This is a genomic window from Streptomyces sp. NEAU-W12 (genome assembly GCF_026242095.1).
Classification (GTDB): Bacteria; Actinomycetota; Actinomycetes; order Streptomycetales; family Streptomycetaceae; genus Streptomyces.
In genome coordinates this window covers 13,501-37,252 of record NZ_JAPJDM010000003.1, presented here as the reverse complement: position 1 = coordinate 37,252, position 23,752 = coordinate 13,501, and the positions used below count along the sequence as shown (strand labels likewise).

At 71.8% G+C, this 23,752-nt stretch carries 16 protein-coding genes and 1 pseudogene; 11 read left to right on the top strand and 6 right to left on the bottom strand.

Annotated features, from left to right (window positions below):
- The first annotated feature begins 45 nt into the window (after window positions 1–45).
- The 6 genes from ORI94_RS04405 to ORI94_RS04380 all read left to right on the top strand — a co-directional run bounded on the left by ORI94_RS04405 (window position 46) and on the right by ORI94_RS04380 (window position 6,831).
- Entirely contained in the window at window positions 46–825 is a 780-nt protein-coding gene (locus ORI94_RS04405; RefSeq protein WP_266073209.1) for an FkbM family methyltransferase, read from the top strand.
- Window positions 791–1,447: a hypothetical protein gene (locus ORI94_RS04400; RefSeq protein WP_266072619.1), complete on the top strand. Its 657-nt coding sequence runs from the start codon at window positions 791–793 to the stop codon at window positions 1,445–1,447. Before ORI94_RS04405 ends, ORI94_RS04400 begins: the two co-directional genes overlap by 35 nt.
- Before the next feature lie 227 nt (window positions 1,448–1,674).
- On the top strand, window positions 1,675–3,141 hold the full coding sequence (locus tag ORI94_RS04395) for an acyl-CoA synthetase (protein WP_266072618.1): 1,467 nt from the start codon (window positions 1,675–1,677) through the stop codon (window positions 3,139–3,141).
- Window positions 3,134–4,513, top strand: coding sequence for a carboxyl transferase domain-containing protein (locus tag ORI94_RS04390; RefSeq protein WP_266072616.1), 1,380 nt, complete (start codon window positions 3,134–3,136; stop codon window positions 4,511–4,513). Before ORI94_RS04395 ends, ORI94_RS04390 begins: the two co-directional genes overlap by 8 nt.
- Before the next feature lie 381 nt (window positions 4,514–4,894).
- Window positions 4,895–5,932 (top strand): rod shape-determining protein, encoded by a 1,038-nt coding sequence (locus tag ORI94_RS04385; protein WP_266072614.1) that lies wholly within the window; start codon window positions 4,895–4,897, stop codon window positions 5,930–5,932.
- Between the two features lie 215 nt (window positions 5,933–6,147).
- Window positions 6,148–6,831 (top strand): ANTAR domain-containing protein, encoded by a 684-nt coding sequence (locus tag ORI94_RS04380; RefSeq protein WP_416237770.1) that lies wholly within the window; start codon window positions 6,148–6,150, stop codon window positions 6,829–6,831.
- Window positions 6,832–7,408: 577 nt separating this feature from the next.
- On the opposite strand, the gene ORI94_RS04375 is transcribed toward ORI94_RS04380, so the two are convergent.
- Window positions 7,409–9,091 (bottom strand): SWIM zinc finger family protein, encoded by a 1,683-nt coding sequence (locus ORI94_RS04375; protein WP_266072610.1) that lies wholly within the window; start codon window positions 9,089–9,091, stop codon window positions 7,409–7,411.
- Between the two features lie 191 nt (window positions 9,092–9,282).
- On the opposite strand from ORI94_RS04375, the gene ORI94_RS04370 reads away from it, so the two are divergent.
- From ORI94_RS04370 to ORI94_RS04350, 5 genes and pseudogenes are all read left to right on the top strand, one after another.
- Complete coding sequence (locus ORI94_RS04370) at window positions 9,283–9,633, top strand: type II toxin-antitoxin system Phd/YefM family antitoxin (RefSeq protein WP_416237769.1); 351 nt, start codon at window positions 9,283–9,285, stop codon at window positions 9,631–9,633.
- Window positions 9,543–9,791, top strand: a pseudogene (locus ORI94_RS04365) (Txe/YoeB family addiction module toxin); the annotation flags it as partial. The gene ORI94_RS04370 and the pseudogene ORI94_RS04365, both read left to right, overlap by 91 nt.
- Before the next feature lie 1,421 nt (window positions 9,792–11,212).
- Complete coding sequence (locus ORI94_RS04360; protein WP_266072608.1) at window positions 11,213–11,491, top strand: hypothetical protein; 279 nt, start codon at window positions 11,213–11,215, stop codon at window positions 11,489–11,491.
- Window positions 11,492–11,530: 39 nt separating this feature from the next.
- The gene (locus ORI94_RS04355; protein ID WP_266072606.1) at window positions 11,531–11,818 is read left to right on the top strand and encodes a hypothetical protein; all 288 of its coding nucleotides are present in this window, start codon (window positions 11,531–11,533) and stop codon (window positions 11,816–11,818) included.
- A 1,026-nt stretch (window positions 11,819–12,844) separates the two neighbouring features.
- Complete coding sequence (locus ORI94_RS04350; protein ID WP_266072605.1) at window positions 12,845–15,973, top strand: AfsR/SARP family transcriptional regulator; 3,129 nt, start codon at window positions 12,845–12,847, stop codon at window positions 15,971–15,973.
- 430 nt (window positions 15,974–16,403) lie between these two features.
- On the opposite strand, the gene ORI94_RS04345 is transcribed toward ORI94_RS04350, so the two are convergent.
- The 5 genes from ORI94_RS04345 to ORI94_RS04325 form a co-directional block, all read right to left on the bottom strand.
- Complete coding sequence (locus ORI94_RS04345; protein ID WP_221356218.1) at window positions 16,404–18,215, bottom strand: fatty acyl-AMP ligase; 1,812 nt, start codon at window positions 18,213–18,215, stop codon at window positions 16,404–16,406.
- A 107-nt stretch (window positions 18,216–18,322) separates the two neighbouring features.
- On the bottom strand, window positions 18,323–19,729 hold the full coding sequence (locus ORI94_RS04340) for a condensation domain-containing protein (protein ID WP_221356216.1): 1,407 nt from the start codon (window positions 19,727–19,729) through the stop codon (window positions 18,323–18,325).
- Complete coding sequence (locus ORI94_RS04335; protein ID WP_221356214.1) at window positions 19,729–20,019, bottom strand: acyl carrier protein; 291 nt, start codon at window positions 20,017–20,019, stop codon at window positions 19,729–19,731. The genes ORI94_RS04340 and ORI94_RS04335 overlap by 1 nt, the downstream gene beginning before the upstream one ends.
- Window positions 20,020–20,110: 91 nt before the next feature.
- The gene (locus ORI94_RS04330; RefSeq protein WP_266072601.1) at window positions 20,111–21,820 is read right to left on the bottom strand and encodes an acyl-CoA dehydrogenase family protein; all 1,710 of its coding nucleotides are present in this window, start codon (window positions 21,818–21,820) and stop codon (window positions 20,111–20,113) included.
- Window positions 21,817–23,688: an acyl-CoA dehydrogenase family protein gene (locus ORI94_RS04325; RefSeq protein ID WP_266072600.1), complete on the bottom strand. Its 1,872-nt coding sequence runs from the start codon at window positions 23,686–23,688 to the stop codon at window positions 21,817–21,819. The genes ORI94_RS04330 and ORI94_RS04325 overlap by 4 nt, the downstream gene beginning before the upstream one ends.
- Window positions 23,689–23,752 lie beyond the last annotated feature (64 nt).

The following is a 23,752-nucleotide window of genomic DNA, read 5'->3' as shown; positions in this document are numbered from 1 at the left end:
GTCACGCTCGCCGCCCGTGCGGCGTCCGTCCTGCCCACCCGGGTCGTGGCCGCCGCCGCCCGCGCGGTCTATCCGCGCTTCGAACCCGAGCTGGCCCGGCTCGCCGACCTGTGCCCGCCGGACTGCGACACGGCGGTCGACGTCGGTGGCTGGTACGGCCCCTGGACGCACCGGCTGGCCCGGCGTGCCCGCCAGGTGGTGACCGTCGAACCGGTCCCCCACCTGGCGCGGCTGCTCGTCTCCGGCGCCCCGCCGAACGTCCGTGTGATCCGCGCGGCGGCCTCGGACCGCACCGGGATCGCCCGGCTGTGGCTGCCGCCGGACGACGGTGGTGACCGGGGCGTCTCCTCCCTGGTGCGCCGGGACATCCACGGCCACGCCCTGGACGTCACCTGCGTCACGCTGGACGGGCTGGGCCTGAAGGACGTCGGTTTCATCAAGATCGACGTGGACGGCAACGAGTCGGCGGTGCTGCGCGGCGCCACCGGCATCCTCGCCCGCGACCGCCCGGCGCTCTTCGTGGAACTGGAGTCCCGCATCCAGCCGATCGCGCCCGTGGTCACCTACCTGTCCCTGCTGGGCTACCACGGCTGGGTGCTGCCCGACGACGCCTGGGTCCCCCTGGCCCGTTTCCCGCTGGAGGCCCATCAGGCCAGGGCCTCCTACGTCGTCTCGCACGGCCTGCTCCGCCGCGTCCTGCCGCACGGCGGGCTCAGGGGTCCGCGCTACGTGAACTCGGTGCTGTTCCTCCCGGACGGCCGCCGCCCCGGAGCGCCCCCGGTGGGCGACGATGGCTCCCGTGCCCCCCGCGAAAACCCCCGGTAGCCCGTCCGGCCCGTCCAGCCCCTCCGGCCCGTTCACCCCGCTCGACCTCCAGCTCGTCCTGCTGCGCCGCATGGCCGACCACAGTCCCGGCCTGGTCGAGGACGCCCGTCACGAACTGGGCGTCTCCCCCGCCGGGATGCGCGAGGCCAACAGGCGCTGGCAGGCCATGGTCCGCTCGCCGCGCCCGCGTTCGGCCCGTTCCGGGTACCGGTCCGTGCTCGGCGAGCCGGAGTCCCGGGTCCGGCGCCGGATCGGCGGCCTCGACTGCGAGGCGTCGCGGTGGCGGCTCCCGCTCTGGCCGGACCTCCGCTTCGAGATCCTGACCGCGCCCGACGGCACCGTCTGGAACGAGTGGCTGGTCCGCGCTCCCGACGCCGACCCTCCCGTCCTGCGCACCGTCGAGGACCTGACGCCGTGGTCCTGCACGGTCGACGAGGCCGCCCGCGCCTTCGCTCCGGCCCGCCCGCTCGAGGGCACCGCCCCCGCCCGGTGGGGCCTCGCCCTCGTCGCACCGGATGTGCGGGGCGTGCGGCACGAGGTGGTCGCGGAGTTCACCTGGGGCCTGCTGCAACGGGCCGCGCCCGGCCCACGGACCGGAGCCGGCGGGCCGCCGCCCGGATGAGCGCGTCCACCACCCGGGGGCCGCGAAGGCTGTGCCGAACACGGCGGGCCCCCTCCCCGGCATGCCAACGACTGGCCGAGCGCGAGGCCGACAGGACGCACGGCTGCCCCCCACCTGCCGTCCGCGCCGCACATCGGCGACCATGAAGGCCGGCCGCACGACCTCACGCCCCACGGCCCGCCCCGCACCAGTCCACCGCACCACCCGACGGTCAAGGAGTACGACGCGTGTCCTCTCTCTTCCCGGCCCTGACCGACAGCCGGGCCGGCGGCCCGGCAGCCGGCCGGCCCGCCCTCCGGTTCGGCGAGCGCTCGCTGACGTACGGGGAACTCGCCGCCGCGGCCGGCCCGGTCGCCGGGGCCGTCCGGGAGGCGCGGCGGATCGCCGTCTGGGCGACGCCGACGCTGGAGACGGCGGTCGCGGTCACCGCGGCGCTGCTCGCCGGGGTGACCGTGGTGCCCCTGAACCCGAAGTCGGGAGGGAAGGAGCTCGGCCACATCCTGTCCGACAGCACCCCGGACCTGGTCCTCGCCGCGCCCGGCCAGGAGCTGCCGGAGGCACTGGCCGGTCTGCCCCGCCTGGACGTCGACCCGGCCGACCGCGCCCCCGGCACGCTCCCCGGGGACGGCGCGGGCGACGAGGACCCGGCCCTGGTCGTCTACACCTCCGGCACCACCGGTCCGCCCAAGGGCGCCGTCATCCCCCGCCGCGCGATCGCCGCCACCCTGGACGCGCTCGCCGACGCCTGGCAGTGGACCGGCGACGACGTCCTCGTCCACGGGCTCCCGCTGTTCCACGTGCACGGGCTGGTCCTGGGCGTCCTGGGCCCGCTGCGCCGGGGCGGCTCGGTGCGTCACCTCGGCAGGTTCACCACCCAGGGGGTGACCCGGGAGCTGAGCACCGGCGCGACCATGCTGTTCGGCGTGCCGACGATGTACCACCGCGTCGCGGAGTCGCTGTCCGCCGAGCCGGAGCTGGCCAGGGCGCTGGCCGGGGCGCGGCTGCTGGTGTCGGGGTCGGCGGCGCTGCCCGTGCACGACCACGAGCGGATCGCGGCGGCCACCGGACGCCGGGTCGTCGAGCGGTACGGCATGACGGAGACGCTGATGAACACCAGCGTCCGCGCGGACGGCGAGGCCCGCCCCGGCACCGTGGGCGTGCCGCTGCCGGGCGTGGAGCTGCGGCTGGTGGAGGAGGACGGGTCCCCGGTGACGGCGTACGACGGTGAGACCGTGGGCGAGATCCAGGTGCGCGGCCCGAACCTGTTCACCGAGTACCTGAACCGGCCGGACGCCACCGCGGGCGCCTTCACCGCCGACGGCTGGTTCCGTACCGGTGACATGGCGGTGCGCGATGCCGACGGCTGTGTCCGGATCGTCGGCCGCAAGGCCACCGACCTGGTCAAGAGCGGGGGGTACAAGATCGGCGCCGGGGAGATCGAGAACGCGCTGCTGGAGCACCCCGGCGTCCGGGAGGCCGCGGTGACCGGGGAGCCGGACGCCGACCTGGGCGAGCGGATCGTGGCGTGGATCGTCCCGGCGGATCCGCGGACGCCGCCCGGTCTCGAGGAGTTGGCGGACCATGTCGCCCGCCGCCTGGCCCCGCACAAGCGTCCGCGGGTGCTCCACCACCTCACCTCGCTCCCCCGCAACGACATGGGGAAGATCATGAAGAGGGCGCTGCGTCATGACTGACCGGCTCTCCGCACGCGAGACCGTCGCGCGCGTCGCCGACGCTTCCACGTTCACCGAACTCCCCCACCCCGTCCGGGAGTCCGTCCCCGACGGCCCGCTCGGCTGGCCGGGCTACGACGCCCTGCGCGCCCGTGCGGCCGAGCGCACCGGGGAGCAGGAGTCGGTGGTCTGCGGCACCGCCCTGGTCGAGGGCGTCCGGGCCGTGCTGATCGCCTTCGAGTTCGGCTTCCTCGGCGGTTCGCTGGGCGAACGCACCGGCGACCGGCTGGTGTCGGCGTACGCGTACGCCCGCGAGCACCGGCTGCCGGTCGTCCCGCTGGTCGCCACCGGCGGCAGCCGGATGCAGGAGGGCATGCTCGCCCTCACCCAACTCCAGCGGGTGGCACGCGAGTCGGTGCTCACCAGGGAAGCCGGTCCGGTGCAGATCGCGGTGGTCCGGGACCCGACGACGGGCGGCGGCTGGGCCACTCTGGGCGCGGGCGCCGACGTGGTCCTCGCGCTGCCCGGCGCACAGGTCGGCTTCGCCGGCTCGCGGGTCCGCCCGGCGGACGCCGACCCGGCGGCGTACACGGCCGAGGCGCAGGTGGCAGCGGGCACGGTGGACGCCGTGGTCCGGCCGGAGGACCTGCGTGGCACGCTGGGCCGGTGGCTGCGGCTGCTGACCCGCCCGTCCGCCACCCCGGTCGCTCCACCGCACCCGCTGGGCACGGGTCCGGGTGACCTTCCGGCCACCGGCCGGGACGCCGTACAGCGTGCCCGCTCTCCCGAACGCCCGCGCGCACACGCCTACCTGGACGCGTACTTCACCCACCGCGTCGCGATCCACGGCGATCGCTGCGGCGGCACCGATCCGCAGGGCGTGCTCTGCGGCTTCGGCGAGCACGAGGGCCGTACGGTCGCCTACGCCGCGCAGACCGGGACGGCGACCCGTCCCGCCGGGTACCGCACCGCCGCCCGGCTGATCCGGCTCGCGGACCGGCTCGGCATCCCGGTGCTGACCCTGGTGGACACCCCGGGTGCGGCCAACGACGCGGAGGCGGAACGGCAGGGCGCGGGGGCGGCCATCGCCGACCTGTTCGCCGCGGTGGCCGCCGCCCGCACCCCGGTCACCACGCTCGTCGTCGGCGAGGGCGGCTCCGGCGGCGCCCTGGCCCTGGCGGCACCGGGCAACACCTGGGCCGCACCCGACAGCTACTTCTCGGTGATCGCCCCGGAACTCGCGGCGGCGATCCTCAAACGCCCCCCTCAGGAGGCCGGGGCCACGGCGGACCAGCTCCGCGTCCGCCCCCAGGACCTGGTGGACCTGGGCGTCGTGCGGGGCATCGTCGGCCACCACGCCCACGACTCCGGTCGCCGTCACGACGACGGGTGAACCGGGGGCCACCCGCGGCCCGTGCGGTCGCCGCCGGACGCGAACCTCGACCCGCGTGCGGCAGGCGGAGCACAGGGCCGGGCCGACCCCGACTGCCCGCGCCCGCGTCGGCGCCCGCGTCGGTAACGGCGTCGGCATCGGCACGGCATCGGTGGAGAGACGACCACCGCCTTCCTCCCACCGCACCTCGGCCGAACCCCCGACGGGTACGGGGCCGGTGAAAGGCTCGGGGCCACCCCTGCGGTGGCCGCGCCCCGCCCCCCGTTCAGCGGCCCCCCGCCCGGCCCTCCACAACAGGCGGAGGCCCCCGCCCGCGCGCACGATGGTCCTGAGGTTCGCCGCCCGGCGGCCCGCAGAACCGCGCACTCGGGAGGATCTGCCGTGACCGCCAGTCTGGAGCAGTTGCGCCGCTGCCACTTCGCCGTCGACCTGGGAGCGGCCCGTACCCGGGTCTACGTCAAGGGTGCCGGGCTCGTCGTCGACCAGCCGTCCGCCGCCGCCGTGAACACCCGTACCGGTGCGCTGATCGCGGTCGGCGAGCTCGCGGAACGGATGACCGGGCGGACGCCGAACTACATCCGTGTCGTACGGCCCGTCTCGGGCGGCACCGTCGTCGACATCGAGATGGCGCAGCGCATGCTGCGGCATCTGCTCGGCGAACGGATCCGCCGCACCCTGCGCCGCAGGCCCCGGCTGCGTGCCGCGGCGTCCACCCCGCACGACGCCGATCCGCTGGCCCAGCGCGCCACGATCGAGACGCTGGTCGGGCTGGGCGCCCGCCGGGTGGAGCTGGTGGACACGCTCATCGCGGCCGCCGTCGGCTGCGGGCTGCCCGTGGAACGTCCCGAGGCGACCATGATCCTGGTGTGCGGGGCGGCGACCACGCAGGTGGCCGTGCTCTCGCTCGGGTCGATCGTGACGGCGGAGCGCATGTCCGTCGGCGGGGACGCCGTGGACCACGCCATCGTCCAGCACCTGCGCCACCAGCACGAGCTGATGCTGCCGAGCCAGTCCGTACGGCCGCTGCAGGTGGCCCTGTCCGGCAACGGACTCACCCCGCACGGCCCGGAGGCGACGGAGATCCACGGCCGGGACGTCGCCACCGGTCTCGCCCGCTCGGTCAAGGTCGACACGGCGGCCGTGCGGCACGCCATCCAGACCCCGCTGACGGCCGTGCTGGACGGGATCGGCAAGGTGCTGCGGGGCTGCCCGCCCGACCTGGTCGCCGACCTCGCCGACCGCGGGATCATGATGGTCGGCGGCAGTGCCCTGCTGCCGGGCTTCGACCAGATGCTGCGGCAGGCGACGGGCATGCCGGTCCACATCGCCGAGCGGCCGGACGTGTGCGCCGTCCAGGGCCTGGGCGCCATGCTGGAGGGAAAGATCGCCCCCCTGGTGCTGAACCCGCTGGCGACCTGAGCCCCCGGCCCGCCGCAACCGGCCGGAATTCCGGCCGGTGCGCGAACGAGGGGTGTAGGGCGCGGCAAACCGGGCAGGCGCTTCCGCGAGCACTGCACGGACCGTATACGTCCCGCCCCGCCCCCGTCCCGCACTCCCGCACCTCCTGCCGCCCGGTCCACGGCGCCCGACCAGCACGCCCGACGGCCCGCACGCATACCGAACCAGGCGGTGACATGACCTTCGCGGCTCCACCCCCTTTCTCGGGAAGACGACACACGCTGGTCATCGGCGGGCGCATGGACGGGGACCGGGCCCTGCTCACCCCGCGCGGTGAACTGGTCCACGGCAGCGCCGACACCCTCGCCCGGAAGCTGGCCCAGCTGCCCGCCCGCACGGCCCGGGTCGACCTGGACATGAGCGGCGTGCATTTCATGGACACGGCGGGACTGCGGTTCCTGGACGTCCTGCGCGACCACGGCAGCCGGCGGTCGGTGCCGGTCACGGCCACCCGCTGGAGCGGCCAGCCGCGCCGCATCCTGGCGCTCGTCGGCCTGGACCCGGCCGACCCCCTGCGTTCCCGGGGCGGGAGCGGGGCCCCCGCCCCGGCGGCGGTCCCCCGGCCGGCGCGGCGGCCACCCGTGCGGGGACGGGAGGACGAGGTCGAACAGCTCCGGCAGGAGATCGCCGCCCGCCCGGCCCTCGACCGGGCCCGCGGCATCCTGATGTCCGCCCACGGCTGCGACTCGGACACCGCCTGGCGCATCCTGCGCGAGACCTCCCGCCTGTCCGGCGCCCCGCTCCGCACGGCCGCCGCGGCCGTCACCGCCGACACCGCCGACACCGACCGGGCGGTCCCCCGCCCTCCGCAGGAAGTACGGGAGGCCTTGGCCACAGCTCTCGCCCGCCACCTGCTCTGAGCCGGGGCGGACGGACGCCCCGCACGCGGGCGGAGGTCCGGATATCGCCGCCATGCTGCCGAAGACGGCGCATTCGGCACGGTTTCCCGTCACCCGCCCCGCACGGTCACGGACCTCGTGGCTCCTGCCACGGCCGTTGCCGGAGCGGCCGCGGCGGCGAACCGCGCCCTGCCGTGCGTCGGGCCCCTCCGCCCGCGCCTCCCGCGCCCCGTTGCCCGACGAACCGGTGAGCCCGTGACCCGTCCGGCGCGCGGAACCGGTGGGTCGCCGGGCAGGCATCCACCTGGCGCCCCCCTCCGCCTGGAGGAGGGTGCCGTCGCGCGGGCGGGCAGAAGGTTTCCGCGGGAGGGGCGCGGGGTGGAGCGGGTGGGACTCCGGCCTACGGCCGGCGGGTCATGACTCCTCTTCAAATATTCCGATTCGCCCTCCTCTTGCCCCGGTTTTCCCCGACCGCCGGTCAGAGAACCTTCGTGGTTCTGGCTCCGCGCCGGCCTTCCTGGTCTTTCCGGGTCCTTCCGTCCCCTGCGTGTCCCCTGGCGGTCGGCAGAGCCCTTCCGTGAGGGGAACCGGAGCCCTCTCACAGCCCGTGCCGGTCAAGGATGGCCATCAGCTTCCGCCTGCGTTTCAGCTCCCTCCGCAGGTCGGTGAGAAAGAGGGTGAACGCGCCCTCGGTCCCCAGCGCGCGATGGCAGTCACGGGCAGCCTGGAGCAGCCGCGCCAGGTGCTCGTAGGCGCGGTCACCCGTCGGCTCCTTCGACCGCTCGATCAGCCGCAGGTACACGCCGAGCGCCTCGGCCGGGCGCGTCTCGCGCGACAGATCGGCGAGGTGCGCCCACTGCCGGTCGTCGGCACGGCCGGCGGCCTCCCGCCAGGCGGCGTCCAGGTCGCCGTCGTCGAGCAACGCGTCGATCAGCACGGGCCCGCCGTACCGGCCGCCGCGCTCACGACGGGCGTCCTCCTCCAAGAGGTCCAGCGCCGCCCCGCGCTCGGCCTCCCAGCTGTCCGCGACCCGGGCGGCGGAGCGCAGCTGCCCATAGGCGGCCAGGGACCGCTCGACGCGGAACCGGCCCCGGCGCACCGCGACCGCGTCGGCCGCCCGCCCCGCCTGCGCGTACCGGACACACACGTAGTCGACCAGACGGTCGTCGACGTACGTCTCGGCGGCGCACTCCCGCAGTCCGCGCTCCGCCCAGGCAAGCGCCTCGTCCGCACGTCCCGCCGATTCCAGCTCCTCGGCGATGAGCAGATGGGTTGCACCGGTCGGGCCGAGGTCCTGCGCGTGCAGGGCGACCAACGCGTCGACGTCGCCCTCTGCCTTGATCAGACGCTGCATCAGGTACCGCTCCGCCCAGCCGGACGGCCTGCGCCCGAGCGCCTCGGCCGCCAGCTGCCGCATGCGGGCCAGTCCGCCCGGCCCCAGCGCGTCGGCGTAGTCGAGCGGATCCAGGTCCGTGACGTCGTTGCTGTCGTCGAGCACCGTGCCGACCAGCCACTCGGCCAGCCGAGCCGGATCGGGGCGTGCGACCCCGCAGGCCTCCAGATGGGCCTCGGCCACCGCGGCGGCGGCCACTCCGACCACACCGTCGGAGTCGTCGATCTCCCCGTACGCCTCCCCCAGCGCCCGGATCGCCTCCTCGGCCAGACCGACCGCCTGCGCCGCCTGTCCGTCGGCGGTCAGGGCTCGCAGCGCGCTCGCCGCCTCGGCGACTTGTCGCGCGTACCCGGAGGCATCCGCGTGCTCGATGCATCCGTACCGGGCGAACGGCCGCGGATCGGTCAGGGCGACGATCCGGTCCCGGACCGTACCGAGGTCGCAGCGAGCGGCGGCTGCCCGCAGCTCCAAACGCCTGCGCAGTTCCCGGTCCTCGGCGATCTGCTCCCGCACCAGCGCCAGGAGCCCGTCACGCGGCAGCGCCGAAAGCCACGCCTCCAGGCCGGAAGCCCGCGCCCGTGCCGCGGCTCGCTGCCGGGGGATCGTCTTCACCCGCCGCAGCACGGTAAGCCCGACCGCCACACAGTGCTTGCAGAAGTTGCCCTCCTGCCCGTACGGGCAGTCGCACCACCCCGAGACCCCCTCGTCGCCGCCGAGGGTGAGCTCCACCTCGTAGACATCCGTACCGTGCACCACGGCGGTGACCGAGCCCTCCCCCACCTCCAGCCCGCTCACCGCGCCGAGGCACCCCAGCCCTCGCTCGAAGGACCGGGCCCCGGCCAGCGCCCTCAGATCGTCCTCGCCGAACCCCACCACTTTCCGTGCCACACCGGTATTCAACCGCGAAAGGCGGGTCGGGGGTCCCGAAGATCTCAGCCATCCCCCTGTGAGGGGCCGCAAGCGGTGCTCTCGGTGCCCCGTCCCGAGCTGACGCGCATCGGGCTCGACGGGGGTTGCCTCGGGGACCCGACCAGGACTCGTGCCATATCCCGTACGAGTCGAGAGAGGAGGCAGCAAGCATGTCCATCACCGCCAGCGAGGCGCGCCAGAACCTGTTCCCGCTGATCGAGCAGGTCAACGAGGACCGCGCTCCGGTTCACATCACTTCCCGCAGGGGGAACGCCGTCCTCATGTCCGAAGAGGACTTCACCTCCTGGACCGAGACAGTGCACCTCCTGCGCTCCCCCAAGAACGCCCGCCGCCTGCTCGACTCCATCGCCGGGGCGGAGGCCGGCCAGGCCCGGAATCGCGCGCTGATCGACCCCGACGCGGAGCGTGCGTGGAGATCTCGTTCACGTCCCACGCCTGGGAGGACTACACCCACTGGGCCGAGAGCGACCGCAAGACGGTCAAGCGCATCAACAAGCTGATCGACGACACCATGCGCGATCCCTTCAGGGGCATCGGCAAGCCGGAGCCCCTGAAGGGCGACCTGCCGGGCTACTGGTCCCGGAGGATCGACGACACGCACCGACTCGCGTACAAGCCGACCGACGACGAGCTGATCATCGTCCAGGCTCGATGCCACTGCCGACTCGGCCCGAGAGACCCTCACCGGCCCCGAAGAGCGCATGCCACTGGAGCGACACCGTTCAGTGCCGGCCCGCACAGCGGGGCCGGCATCCCCCGAACGAGAAGGGCGACGCCGCCGACGGCGAGCGCCCAACTGCTCGTCCCGTGCGTAGCGGTGGGCCGAACCGGCAGCAAAGTGCGGGCGCTCCAGTGCGAACACGCCGACCCCCGATGTTCCCGCCCCGGAACTGCGGCGCCCCGGCGTACGGAAGAGGCAGTACAGAGCCGAGGCCCCGCCCGGCGTCTTCCCTCCACGGCACCCATCAGGCGATACGGCCGATTTCGGCCATGACTCGCATGTCGCCCGACCGTGTCCCCTGCGTGTCCCCTGGATCTTGATCTGAACGTATGAACGGGGGTCGCCACCCTGAAGTGGTGCCCCCGCGTTCTCGCGTTCCCACAGGTAGAAACGGTTCTCCTGGGAGGGTCCTGGGTGGGGCGGGTGGGACTCGAACCCATTTCAGTGACGCGTCTCACCTGCGAAGACGCCGAAGGGCCGGATATATCCATCTGTTTCAATCCAGCTGCATCCTCCTCGATCCTGCTCAATCGGAAGCCGTGCGGCGTTCGCTGCACCGTGAACTCCCCGCCGCGCGAGTCCCCCGCGCCGGAGAAAGGCATGAAAAACCGCCCTTCAACATCACCGGGCCGATCCTCGGAGTTGCAACAGGCTCCCACTTCCCTTGCCCCTGTGACCCGCCACAGAGGGTCACGCCCCTGAGAGCGCAACGCGCACCGAAACGCCGCCCGCGCAGGAGGCCGGGATCTCGTTCAGCCGAGGCGGCGGCACATGTGGCGACGAGTTCGTCCCGCATCAACCCGCATCCTTCCTGATCTCGCCGACCCGAGGACCTCATGGACACGACGGGCGACGGCACAGCCGACATCACCGCCCTGGCCGCAGAAGCATCCAGGCATCCCCTCAGGACGACGGCAAGCAGCTCGTTCCCACGGGCAGCGAGCTGCTCCTCAAGGGGTTCGGACACGGCAAGCCAACGGATGGTCCGCCGACGAGTACCGTCTCATCGCCAGCTGTCACGACGGCGGCTTCGCCCGTGCGGAAGACAGGGCGTGTGAAGTTGGCCGCCGACGAGGTGCCCCTGGCTGGGGTCCTTTCCGACGGCCCCGCCCCGAACCGGGCATGCGGCTTTTCACCGCACCCGGCTCTCCCGTGCCGTTCTTCGTGAGCTGTTTGGAGCGTCCGTCGTCGTTCTCGGTATCGGCTCCGGACCCACCGACACTCCGCGCAACGTGCCACCGGCCTCGGCGGCGTCGGTCCAATTGCTGGAGAGAGCGGCCCTGGCCGCCGCTACAACGCCGCGGACGAAGGTGCACGCCGGGCAGTACTCATACGTCAGGACGGTCGGCCATACGTCGGTGCTGTCCGAGACCGAGAGCGGCGAGATGGAACTCCTCCGCGAGGACGAGGACATGGAGCAGTGGACATCGGTAGACGGCAGTAAGCGGAGTCTGCAGCGCAAGGACGGCAACGACAACCTGCTGCCCGGCGCCCCGGGCCGGGGCAACCTGAACTCACCGACCTACAACTTCCTGGCTGCCCTACCGACCGACTCCGAGACCCTGTTGAAGCGGATCAGCGACGACGCCGAGAAAAATCATGGAACCGGTTCCGGCTCCACGACGGGACTCGATTAGGAGGCATTTGTCACGATCGGCGACCTTCTGCGCAACGGGGTGACTCCCCCCGAGACGTCCGCGGCCCTCTACCGGGCCGCTGTCCTCATCCCCGGAGTGGACGTCGTTCCCGAAGCAGTGGACGCGGCAGGCCGGCACGGGGTCGCCGTCTCCCGAACACACGACGGCGAACGCACCGAGTGGATTTTCGACAGGAGCACGGCCCAACTTCTGGGAGAGCGCACCGTCCTCGTAGAGGACAGCGCCTGGGGGAAGGCCGGCACCGTCGTCACCTCCGTGGCCCTCGTCGACCGCGGCATCGTCGACGAGGCCGGACAGACTCCGTAAAAGCTCTTCGCAACACAGCGCATTACATCGGTAACAGAGATCACGCAAGACCGAACATCAGGGCGATTGTGATCGAGAATCCGACATAATCGATCACATTCCCCCTGCACTCCGGTACTTACTGTGAGTCTCCTGTGACGCACTGACACAACTTCGTCACAGGAGAACCCAGCATGCGCCTTACGCGCGCTCTCGTCCCGTCCGTCGCTGCTCTCTGCACCTTGGCGGCGAGTCCGACAACCGCAACCGCAACACCGGAGCCCTCCCCGTCGCCCGAGATCGGAAATCGCGGGGTGCGGAGCTCAGGGGCCACGCCCAAGGACGCTCGCACCATCCGGGCGCCACGGGCAAAGGAAATGACTGGAAGGTGAATACCGATGAAGCCATGATGATGCTCCGTCACGGATTCCTGGGAGGAGGCATGCAAGATCAAGGAAGGGCCGGCCGAAGAAAGGAATGAGACTGCGACTGTGCGGCTCTTGGCAGTCGTGAGTGCACCGCAAACCCGGTGTGGAGCGGGCACCCTTGCGCCCGCCGGGCATTTCGGGGCGGCCCTAAGGTGCGGTCGCGATCTCGCCAGGACGCACTGGCGACGACAAGCTCGCCGTTCCTGTTCAGGGCCTGTGCACGCCCTTACCGGGCCGGCGGCCCGGGCCGCGCCCGAAGACCCCCGGTGACCGGCTCCCGTCCAAGGTCCAACAAGTCGAAATCGCGTCAAAAATCGCGAGGCGCATTGATGCGGGGAATCCGCATTGACTTTGTGCCCGGGGTGGTGATCATTGGAAACATGACTACTGCCGTGCCTTCTCCGCTTTCGGCCAATACCGCCCGACGTTCCGTGAGTTACGGTCCGACCAGCCGGGATTCCGGAGCGTCAGGAGTGCTACCCGGGCGTCGTCCCGCCGGCCCCCGGGCGCAGCAGTGCACGAGGATTGCCGAGCCCGACCGTCCGCGCGCTCACGTCGCACAGGCACGGTTCACGACATCCGCGTGCCGCTGGGCATATCACAGAGACGGGGACATGCGGTGACCCACACGCTGTCCTTCAAACTGCTGGGGCCGCTGGAGATCTCGGTGGACGGCGAGACGGCCTTGGTGAGCAGCGCCCGTCAACGGGCCGTGCTGGCCACGCTGTTGCTGTCACCCGACCGCACGGTGTCGGTGGCGACGCTGACGGAGGCCGTATGGCAGGGCGCTCCGCCGACCACCGCGCGTAACCAAATAGCCATTTGCATTACCGCACTTCGTAAAATTTTTCGGGAAAAGGCTTTGGTCGAAGATCTCATCGAGACGCGCCATCCTGGTTATATCCTCCACTCGAAACACTGTTATATCGACCTTCAGGACCTGAGCGAAACGGTCGCGCGGGCACGCCTCACCTCGGCGCACGACGAACGCGTCGACGAGGCCACCGCCCTTTTCGAGCACGCTCTGGCCCTGTGGAGGGGGCCTGTCCTGGAGGGTCTTGCGGGCGACTGGATCGACGACACGGTCACCCAGCTTTCCGAGTTCAGGCTGGACATCAACGAGGAGTACGCGGCGCTGCAACTGCGCCTCGGCGGACACCACTCGGTCATCACGCGGCTCACCGCACTCGTCAAGGAACACCCCCTGCGCGAGCAGGCCAGAGCCCACCTCATGCACGCGCACAACCTGGCGGGGCGGCGCGCGGAAGCCCTCCAGGTGTACCGGGAGGGTCGCCGGGCCCTCGTCGAGGAACTGGGCATCGAACCGGGAGGCGCCCTCCAGGAGCTGCACCAGCAGATCCTCCAGGACGCGAACGAGCTGGAGGGGTTCACCGCACAGCCGGCACAACCCGCACCGGCCACACCCCCCACCGCCAGGCCCGACGCCGCCGCCACCAGCACGGTCGCAGGCTCCGTCGCGGCAGCCGCCTCCGCCCGCACCCCGGCAGCCGCCCCCGCCGGCCACACCCACGGCATCGCCGTCGCCGTGCCCGCGCAACTACCCCTCCCGGTCACCGCGTTCACCGGGCGCCTGCCGGAGATCGGTGTGCTGGACCGGCTGCTACCCGACGACAGCGACCGCGGCCCCCTCTCGGTCGCTGTCATCTCCGGGGTGAGCGGCATCGGCAAGAGCGCGCTGGCCGCGCACTGGGCGAACCGGGTCGCCGACCGGTTCCCCGACGGCCAGCTCTTCATCGACGTACACGGCTATCACGAGTTCGACCAGCCGCTGTCGCCCATGTCCGTGCTCGACCAGTCGCTGCGGGGCCTCGGTGTGCCCAGCGCGCAGATCCCGGCGCATCTCCAGGAACGGTCCGCCCTCTACCGTTCGCTCCTGAACAACCGCAAGCTGCTCATCATTCTGGACGACGTCCGGTCCTTCACGCAGATCCAGCCGCTGCTACCAGGGCGCGGCCAGTGCTTCGTACTGCTCACGAGCCGTGACCCGTTGGATGAGCTGACCAGTGACTACGCGGCCGTACGGATCCATCTGAAGCTCATGACGCCGGACGAGGCCGACAGCATGCTCGCCACCGTGATCGGGGCCGAGCGGGTCGCCACCGATCCGGCCTCCGCGGCCCGGCTGGTCGACCTCTGCGGGCGGCTGCCGCTGGCCCTGCGCATCGCCGCTGGCCGGCTGGCCACCCGGCCCCACTGGTCGCTGCGCCAGCTGGTCTCCCGCCTGGAGGACCGCCACCGACGCCTGGACGTCCTGAGCCCGAACGACGGCGGCGTACGGGCCGGATTCTGGCTCAGCTACCGGGAGCTGTCCCCCGACGCCGCGCGGCTCTACCGGCGCCTCGGGCTGCTCCCGGTGACCACGTTCGCCGCCTGGACGGCCGCCGCCGTCCAGGACCTGGACGTGGACCAGGCCGAGGATCTGCTCGAACAACTCGTGGACGCCCAGCTGCTGGAGGTCTCCACCATGATTCCGGGTGCGCCCGTCCGATTCCGTTTCCAGGAACTGCTGCGGCTGTTCGCATGGGAGCGCGCCCACGCCGAGGACTCCGAGGAGGACCGGGACGACACCATCGAGCGGACCTACGGCACCATGCTCACCCTCGCCGACGCAGCGCACCGGCAGCTCTACGGCAAGGGCCATCTCGCTCCCCACCAGGCCCGGCTCGAAGTGGCGCTGCCCGAGGAGACGGTCGCGGAACTGCTGGAAGATCCCCTGGAGTGGTTCGAGTCGGAGCGCACCTCCCTCGTCAACATGGTTGCCCACGCCTCGCAGAGCGGGACCTCCGCGCACGCCTGGGGGCTGACCGCGCGCACCATGCCGCTCTTCGAGATGCGGAACTACCTGGAGGACTGGCAGCAGACCGCGCAGGCCGCCCTGGACGGCGCGCGAAGCGCGGGCGACGACCCGGGGGCCACGATCATGCTGCGCTCCCTCGGCACGTTGGCGATCTACCAGCGGCGTTACGCGGAGGCAGACTCCCTGCTCTCCTCCGCGATGGATCTGCTGGAGCGGAGCGACGACCTCCATGAGCGGGCCATCGTGCTGCGCAACCTCGCGCTGTGTTCCCGCTTTAAGGGGGACCTCGACAGCGCTGCCAAGCACTGCCGTGCGGCGCTCGACTGCTTCGGCCGGACAGACGACCCGACCAGCCGGTCCCACGCGCTCGGGCTGCTCGCCCAGATCGAGCTGGAGCGCGGCGAGACCGGCCTCGGCATCACGCTGCTGCGTGAGGCCATAAGGACGAACGACGAGGCCGGTTCCGTACGGGGCAAGGCACAGAACATCTACCGGCTCGCCGAGGCCTACCTCCGGGCCGGCGAACTGCCGCGGGTCGAGCAGAGCTGCCGCGAAGTCATCACGTTGACACGTGCACAGGGCGACCGGCTGGGCGAGGCATACGCGCTGCGGGCCATGGGCGAGGCACAGTGGCGGCAGAATCGCTCCGCCGAGGCGGAGGCCATCCTGAGGGAGGCGCTCACGGCGGCCGAGGACGTCGGTGACCGGTTCCTCCAGGCCCGGATCGAGACCGACCGGGCCTGCGCCGAGGCCATCCGCGGGGACTCCGCGGCCGTCGTACGGCTCCAGCACGCCCGGGAGATCTTCCGCTTCCTAGCCGCGACCGCGTGGGAGGAACGCACCGCCCAGATCACGGACATGGTCGGCACCACCCGGCAGGGCGCCCGCGTCGACGCGGACACGCTGGCCCGGCTGCTCGGCACCCGTTGAACCGACGGCCGTGCCGATCGCTCACGCCCACACGCCGCCTCTCCGCTGCCAGGCGGTCCGTCCGCCCCAGGACCGCATTCCGCATTGCCGGCGTGAAGGCGGATCGAAAAGGCGCCTTCCTGCTGTGCGCCGATGAAATGCACGGGCCCTGCGGGTAACAGCCCGCAGGGACCCGACGTATCTCCACCTCCGTGCCGAACAGCCTCGCGCCGGCGCCTGGGACCTCGGCCTGGTCCTGCTCCATCCGGCACACGAGGAGGGCTCCGGGGGCCGGCCGGTGAAGGAGCACGATGCCGCAGGCCGACGTCGTTCGGCCCGAAGCCGCCCGCGGTCTGGTGCTGCGCAGTCCCGAACACCGATGAGCCGTGGCCGACGGTACGAGAGGGCGGGCCCGGTACGTCGGGCCCGCCCTCTCGTACCGTCAGCTCCGTCAGGCAGCCACTCCCGCCCCCTGAGCCTCCGCCGCCTCCGCGAGCAGGGCGCCGACCTGGCTGTTCACCTCCAGGTACCGGCTCTCCAGCTCGCCCTTCAGGAACGTCTCGCGGATCGCCGCGCGCTGGATCTTGCCGCTCGTCGTCCGCAGGATGCCGCCGCGCCGGACCAGGGCGACGGCCCCCGGCCGGACACTGAACCCACGCGCGATGTCGGCCTTGACCCGGCCGGCCAGCTCCTTGAGACCGTCCTGGTCGATGCCGCCGCGCACCTCGTGGGCGACGACGAGCTGGTCCTCGACGCTGCCGTCGGAGTGCTGGACGGGGACGACGAAGGCCGCGCCGAACAGGCCGACCAGCTCGCTCTGTTCCGCCCGCAGGAAGTGCTCGACGTCCTGCGGGTAGATGTTCCGGCCGCGAAGGATGATCAGTTCCTTGATCCGGCCGGTGACGTAGATCTCGCCGTCGTGGACCGTGCCCAGGTCGCCGCTCCTGACATAGCCGCCGTCCCCGTCCGCCGTCTGAACCCGGAAGGTGTCACGGGTGGCGTCCTCGCGGCCCCAGTACCCCTGCGCCACGCTCGGGCCGCGCAGCCAGATCTCCCCGATCCGGCCGGCGGGCAGCACCTCGCGGCTGGCCGGGTCGACCACACGTACGTCATAGGCGGCCGCCGCACCGCAGCTGACGACGTCACGGCCGGAATCCCCAAGGCTCACCGGGTGGAACTCATGGCGCTGCAGGCGCTCCTCGTCGATGTGGCTGACGGTGAGCTCGCGGGGGCCGGTGCCGGAGATGAAGACCGTCGCCTCAGCCATGCCGTAGCACGGGGCCATGGTGTCGCTGCGGAAGCCCGCCGGGGCGAAGCGCTTGGCGAAGGCGGTCAGGGTGGACGCCTGCACCGGCTCGGAGCCGTTGGCGGCGAACCGCCATCGCGACAGGTCCAGTTGGGACAGCTGCTCATCGGTGACCTGGCGCACGCACAGCTCGTAAGCGAAGTTGGGCGCGGCCGACCATGTGATATTGTACCTGTCGATCATCTGGAGCCACCAGTGCGGCCGCTTCAGGAACGTGGTCGGGCTCATCAGCACACAGGATCCGCCCAGCAGCAGCGGCGGCAGCAGGATCGCGAGCAGTCCCATGTCGTGGTATTGCGGGATCCAGGAGCCGAAACGGCTGGTGCGGTCGAGGCCGAAGGCCTCTCCGAGGATCTGCGAGTTGTGCAGCAGGTTCCCCTGGTTGACCATCACGCCCTTGGGGGTGGAGGTCGACCCGGAGGTGTACTGGAGCAGCGCCAGGCTGTCGTGGTCCGCCTCGGGCATGATCCAGGAGGCCGCGTGGGCGTCGGTGAACGCGGGACCGTCCGTGACGGCGCAGTCGATTCCGGATGCCGAGTCGGAGCCTGCCCAGTCCAGCACGGACGGCGCGGCCGCCTGGCTGGTGAGGATGGCGGTGACGGAGGCGTTCTCCACGATGGAGTCCACCCGGCGCCGCTGGTGGCTGTACTGGCCCGGCAGCGAGGACGGGACGGCGACCATTCCGGCGTAGAGGCATCCCACGAACGCGGCGGCGAACTCCAGGCTCTCGGGGTAGAGCAGCAGTACCCGGTCGCCCGGTGCGTACCGGGCCTGGAGCCAGCCCGCGATTCTGCGGGCCTCATGGTCCAGCCGGGCGTAGGACCAGGTCTCGGCGCCGTCCGGCGTGGACGGATCACGGACGAAGATCACCGCGGGGTCGTCCGGGGTGGTCAGAGCGTTCTCACGGATGCGCGCCGTGGCGCTGGGAGCCTGCATGAGCTGGTTGTGCTGGGACATGGAACCCCCTGGGTACGTGGTGAGCGGGGAGACGCGCCACGCGGCCCCCCGGGTATGTGGTGAGCTGGGAAACGCGATACGTCAGGACCTGGCGCTCGTCGCTGCCGTCACCAGTCATCGGCCGCCCCCAGCGTCAGCAGCGCGTCCAGCTCGCTGGTGTCGACCAGGGCGGGTGCCGACACGGGGCCGTCGATGTCGGCGACGGCGGCGGTGAGCAGATGGACGTAATGGTCCAGGAGCCGCCTGACGGTGCCCTCGTCGAACAGGTCCGTCGCGTAGCGGAACACGGCGGTGAGGGAGGAGGCGCTCTGCCGCATCTCCACCGAGATGTCGAACTGGCCCTCCAGCTGCGGCACGTCGACGAGGCCGACGCTCAGGCCGCCGTACTCCGTGCTCGTGCCGTGCGCCGCCGCCTCGGTGACCTGCTGGAGCAGCGGTTCCAGCCGGCTCGGCGCGACCATCGTGAAGGCCATGCGCACCGGCGGGTTCCGGCTGCCGTACCGGTCCTCCCCTGCGAGCAGGGCGTACGGGTAGCCGATGTGCTTCATTGCCGACATGACCTGGCGCTGCGCCTGGCCCGCCGCGTCGGCGAACGTCGTGCTCGCCGTGAAACGGGCGGGCAGTACCAGGGTGTTCACCAGATAGCCGACGACCTGGCGCATGCCGGGGCCGCTGCGGGTGGTGGTCGGGCAGCCGATGAGGAAGTCGGTCCGGCCGGTGTAGCGGTGGACCAGGGTCTGGAAGACGCCGAGCAGCAGGGCGAAGCCGGTGACGCCCGACCGTCGCGCCGTCTCACGGAGCTTCGGCAGCAGCTCGTCGGGGATGCGCAGTTCACAGGTCGCCCCGTTGAACACGCCGGGCCGGTCCTCGCCCCGCGGCCGGTCGGGCAGCAGCTCGGCGGCGACCGCGCCGTCGGTGAACTCCTGCCAGAACTTCTGGAGTTCTTTCCGGCGCGGACCGGCCAGCAGCCCCTGTTCCTGGGTGACGTAGTCGTCGTACCCGCGCTTCAGCGGGGCCGGCGGTGCGGCGCCGTCCGCCGCATAGGCGTCCAGCAGCTCCTGGAGCAGCAGCCACTGGGAGGTGGCGTCGGTGACGATGTGGTGGGTGGAGAGCACCAGCACCGCGTCCTCCGGTGCCAGCTTCAGCAGCAGGGCCCTGCAGGTTCCCTCCCCGGTCAGATCGAACGGGGTGTCCCCGAACTCCCTGACCACCTTGTTGATCTGGGATGCTCCGGTGACGGCCGGAGGCTCGCGGACCTGGAGGGTGACCGACTCCGGCTCCCCGACGAGCCGCCGGGGGCCCGCCGGAGTGTCGGCGAAGGTGGAGCGGAGCACATCGTGCCGCTCCACCACGGTGCGCAGGGCCCGGCGGACCCGGCCCGCGTCGAGCGGGCCGTGGATGCGGAGGGCGGCCTGGACGTTGTACGCGGGGCTTTCGGGGGCCATCCAGTACAGGAACCAGAGCGCTTCCTGCCCGACCGACAGGGCTCTGGCCCCGGGTCCGGTCTCCGCCATCAGCGGGCGCCGAGCTCGGAGTGGATGTGGGCCGTGAGCGCGTCGATGGTGGGGTGGTCCCAGGCGAGGGTCGCCTCGACGAGGATTCCGTACTCGTCCTCGACGTCACCGCACAGCGTGAGGGCGTAGACGGAGTCCAGGCCGATCTCGACGAGCAGACCATCGTGGGCGATGTCCTGCGGGGTGACGTCGAGGAAGTACGCGACGCGCTCGGTGAGCCAGGTACGGACGGTCTCGACGGTCGCCGCGGTGCTGACGTCGGTGCTGATGTCGGTGGTCAGATCGGACATGAGGAGGCTCCTTGATATGTGCAGGGTGTGGAAGTTGGTCGGAAGAGGCTTTTGGTCCGGATACGGATACGGGTTCGGGTACGCCTTGACGTCAGGCGAGCGATAGCTGCGGACGGCCGAGGTCGAAGCCCTCATGGTTTTTCTCCCTGGAGATCAGTTCGTCGAAGAGCCGCTGCTCCGTCGAGTCGGGCAGGGCGCCCAGGTCGTGGCCGAGCCGGGCTGCGATCCGGTGCAGGGCACCGGTCAGCCAGTCGGCCTCGCGCAGGAACGCGTCGTCGCTGTGCTGGTTGTGCTGCCAGATGCCGAGGCAGGAAGCAGCCATGGCGAGCTGGGCGTAGCGGTCGGCCAGGGCGAACCCGGCCCGGCCGGCGACCACGGAGTGCTCGCTCGGCGGCAGCGCGAGGCAGCGTTCGCGCAGGTCCGCGAGGTCCGTGAGCAGCAGCTCCACCAGGCGGGCCGCGGCGTCCGGCAGCTGGGCCCGGGTCCCCGGATGGGAGAGCATCGCGGTCAGATGGTCGGCGCCCCGTGAGGTCAGTTCGAGGGCCCCGTAGTCGATGTCGCCCAAGGGGGCGTCGAGCTCGAACAGATCCTTGGGCGGGCGCGGGGCGCGTAGCCAGCTCGTCGCGGCGAGACGGGGCAGCTGGGGCAGCATCGTGGCCTGGCACACGGAGGCGTTGGCGTGGGCGAAGGTGATGGCGGGCAGGTCCCGGGCGAACTTCTGGAAGATCCCGTACGTACCGTCGCGCAGATAGGAATTGGCGCCGAGCACGGTGCCGAGCGCGTGCGAGGACCGGTGCAGCACCTTGGGTACGAGGTACTTGTTGGCCGCCGTCAGGACGCTGGTCTGGCCGGGCAGGACGTGCAGGGCGCGGCAGGCCACGGTGGACAGGCAGTCCCCGGCGAGCAGGTCGAGGAAGGCACCGACCAGGGTGGCCCTGGCATGCGGGAGAGCGGCGACGCGGCGGCCGTACAGCTTGCGGTCGAGCGCGAAGCGGGTCACGGTGCGCAGCAGGGTGTCCGAGGTGCCGACCATCATGCCCGGCAGGACCGCGCGGGTGGTCTGGAAGGCGCGCAGCACGGTCTCCATCGCCCCGCCGACCGGGCCGATCGGCGCATCGGCCGGCACCGGGTAGTCGGTGAACTCGGCGCCGCCGATGAGGCAGCCGCGCAGGCCCACGGTGGGGTAGCGGACATCGCGGTCGACACGGTCGGCGGGGCCGTCGACGAGGTCAACGAAGAGATGGGAGTGGCTGCGGTTGCCCGGGCCTTCGCCGGTGCGGGCGAGCAGCACGACGGCGTCGGCCCGGCCGAAATTGTTGACGATCTGCTTGCGGCCGTTGATCAGGATGCGGTCGCCGTGTGTGGTGGCGGCGAGGTCGGTGCGGGTGAAGTCGTTGCCGTGGGCGAGTTCGTTGTATCCGGCCGCCGTCTTGCCGCCGCCGAGCAGGATGTCGGCCATCCGCCGCTGCTGGTTCTCGTTGCCGGAGGTCCACATCGCGGAGCCGGAGATGTAGCTGGTGAACCCGTACCCGAGCGCCAGGGTGGGGTCGCGGCGGGAGAGCGTACGCATCATGAGCATCAGGCGCTCGATGTCGACGAGGCGGCCGCCGAGTCGCCGGGGGACGAACTCGGCGTTGAATCCGAAGGAGCCCAGGGCCTTCTCTCCCTCGGGGAGGATCTCGCCGCGCTCGTCCGCTTCGAGTACGGCCCGGAAGCCCAGCGGATTGTCACGGTCGTGGGCGTCTCCGAGCACCTGTTCGAGGTCGGCTGTTGTGCACGAGGTGTCGGCAGTCGTATTCATGACGTCTCCAGAAGGGGCTGTGCCATGTGCGCGGAGGCGGTGCCGGGCGCGGCCAGCGGGAAAGGCAGCAGGGAGAACATCTCCCCCGTCCGGAACTGGTCCAGGAGCGGCGGCATCAGCCGGTCGAGCACGGCCGTGGAATCCGTCGCGGCCTTGGGGGCCCCCGCGCCGTCGCCCTCCCCGGCCATCGCCGGCAGCACGCCCGGTGCCAGGCGGTTCACCAGTCGGCTCAGACAGGCCTCCAGCCACAGGCCGTCCTGCCAGAGCGCGTCGACGGCCGCGGTGTCCCGCGCCACCGTGTCCCGGTTGCGCAGCCACACCTGGAGGCAGGCGGCCGCGGCCGTGCACAGGGTGTAGCGGTGGGCCAGCGAGAAGGCTCCGGCCGGTACGTCGCGGGGGGTGGGGCGGTGGGCCGCCATCTGCCGGTGCGTCTCGTCGGTGGTCTCCAGGAGGTCCTCGGCCAGAGCCAGGACCGCCGGGGGGACCTGGCCGTCGGCGGCCAGCTTCCGGAGCTCGGCGACGCCCGCGGGCAGGGAGGCGGCGATGCTGTTGCCGGTGCGCGAGGTCAGGTCGAGCCGGGCCGGGTCGAAGTCGGGGACCTGGGTGGTCAGGTTCGCCGCGGTGGCGAGGCCCTCGGCGTCCGTGCGCCCGGCGCGGTAGCTGCGGGCGAGGGCGCCGAACTGGTTGATCAGGGCATTCAGGTTCACAAGGGTGTTGCCGTCGAAGATGCCGACGATGCGGTGGTCGCGCTCCAGCTTCGCGAAGGCGCCGTGCGCGAACTCCTCGCTGAGGAAGGAGCGAGCGCCCAGGAACTGGCCCATGGAAGAGATGAGTTCGTCCACCGTGCTCGGCACCAGGTACTTCAGCGCGCTCGACGTCACGCTCATCTCCTCGGTGAGCGCGTGGACTCCGCGCCCGGCGACGAGGGTGGCCGCCTCCATGGTGAGGAGGTCGGCGTAGGCCTCGGTCAGGCTGCGGTGCGCCTGCGGCAGGTCTATGAGCCGCTTCCCGTACAGCTCGTGCTCCAGACCGAACCCAGCCGAGATGCGCAGTGCCCGGTCGGCCGCGCCGAGTGACAGAGCGGCGCAGATGGTACGGGTGATCTGCAGGCTCCGCAGGACGATCTCGATGCCCTGCCCCTCGGCGCCGATCAGGGCACCGGCCGGGACCTCGGCGCCGTGGAACGCGATGCCGCTGATGTCCGCGCCCCGGATGCCGTGGGTCTTCGCGGCGGGCAGGGTGCTGTACGTGCCGGGAGCGAGCCGTTCCTTGTCGGCCAGCAGCAGGCTGTAGCCGCGGGTGCCGCCCTCGGGTGCGGTGCGAGCCAGGACGCAGACCAGATGGGACCGGGTGGCGTTGTTGATCAGCCACTTCTCGCCGTCGAGCCGGTATCCGTCCGCCGTGGCGGTGGCGGTCAGCCCGCCGGACAGCAGATCACTGCCGTGGTCCCGCTCGGTGAGCGCCCAGGACACCACCGCACCGGCCGACACCCGTTCCCCGAGCGCCCCCGCCTGATCCGCCGTACCGCCCACCCAGGTGCTGACCGCGCCCAGATAGGTCTTGGTGTGGGCGATCGCGACGGTCAGATCGCGCCGGGCCACCACGCGGACGAGTTGGAGCAGGTCCTCGTAACTGCGCAGCTCCCCGCCGTGCCGCACGGGCACGTAGTGCGAGGGCAGCCGCTGCTCGTCGAGCCGGCGTACCGCGTCCTCGGGAAACTCCTCCAGCGCGTCGAGTTCACGCAGCCGGCCCGCGAAGAAGGGGAGGTCCTGGCGGTGGGGGTCGCCCAGGTCCTGGTCGAAGCTGCCGGCCAGGTCGTACGGCGCGTAGCGCGCCGGCCGGTCCGGTACTAGCTGAGGTCTCGTCACAACTCCACCTGAATCAGAGAACATGTGAATTCCGGAATAGCCCCAGTCTTGAGCACCCACCGGA

Bases quoted from the DNA above. Each gene is read 5' to 3' on its own strand.
- ORI94_RS04335 (WP_221356214.1), bottom strand. From the start codon at position 20,019: ATGTCCGATCTGACCACCGACATCAGCACCGACGTCAGCACCGCGGCG.
- ORI94_RS04380 (WP_416237770.1), top strand. From the start codon at position 6,148: ATGACCTTCGCGGCTCCACCCCCTTTCTCGGGAAGACGACACACGCTG.
- ORI94_RS04340 (WP_221356216.1), bottom strand. From the start codon at position 19,729: ATGGCGGAGACCGGACCCGGGGCCAGAGCCCTGTCGGTCGGGCAGGAA.
- ORI94_RS04345 (WP_221356218.1), bottom strand. From the start codon at position 18,215: ATGTCCCAGCACAACCAGCTCATGCAGGCTCCCAGCGCCACGGCGCGC.
- ORI94_RS04400 (WP_266072619.1), top strand. From the start codon at position 791: ATGGCTCCCGTGCCCCCCGCGAAAACCCCCGGTAGCCCGTCCGGCCCG.
- ORI94_RS04390 (WP_266072616.1), top strand. From the start codon at position 3,134: ATGACTGACCGGCTCTCCGCACGCGAGACCGTCGCGCGCGTCGCCGAC.
- ORI94_RS04330 (WP_266072601.1), bottom strand. From the start codon at position 21,820: ATGAATACGACTGCCGACACCTCGTGCACAACAGCCGACCTCGAACAG.
- ORI94_RS04370 (WP_416237769.1), top strand. From the start codon at position 9,283: ATGTCCATCACCGCCAGCGAGGCGCGCCAGAACCTGTTCCCGCTGATC.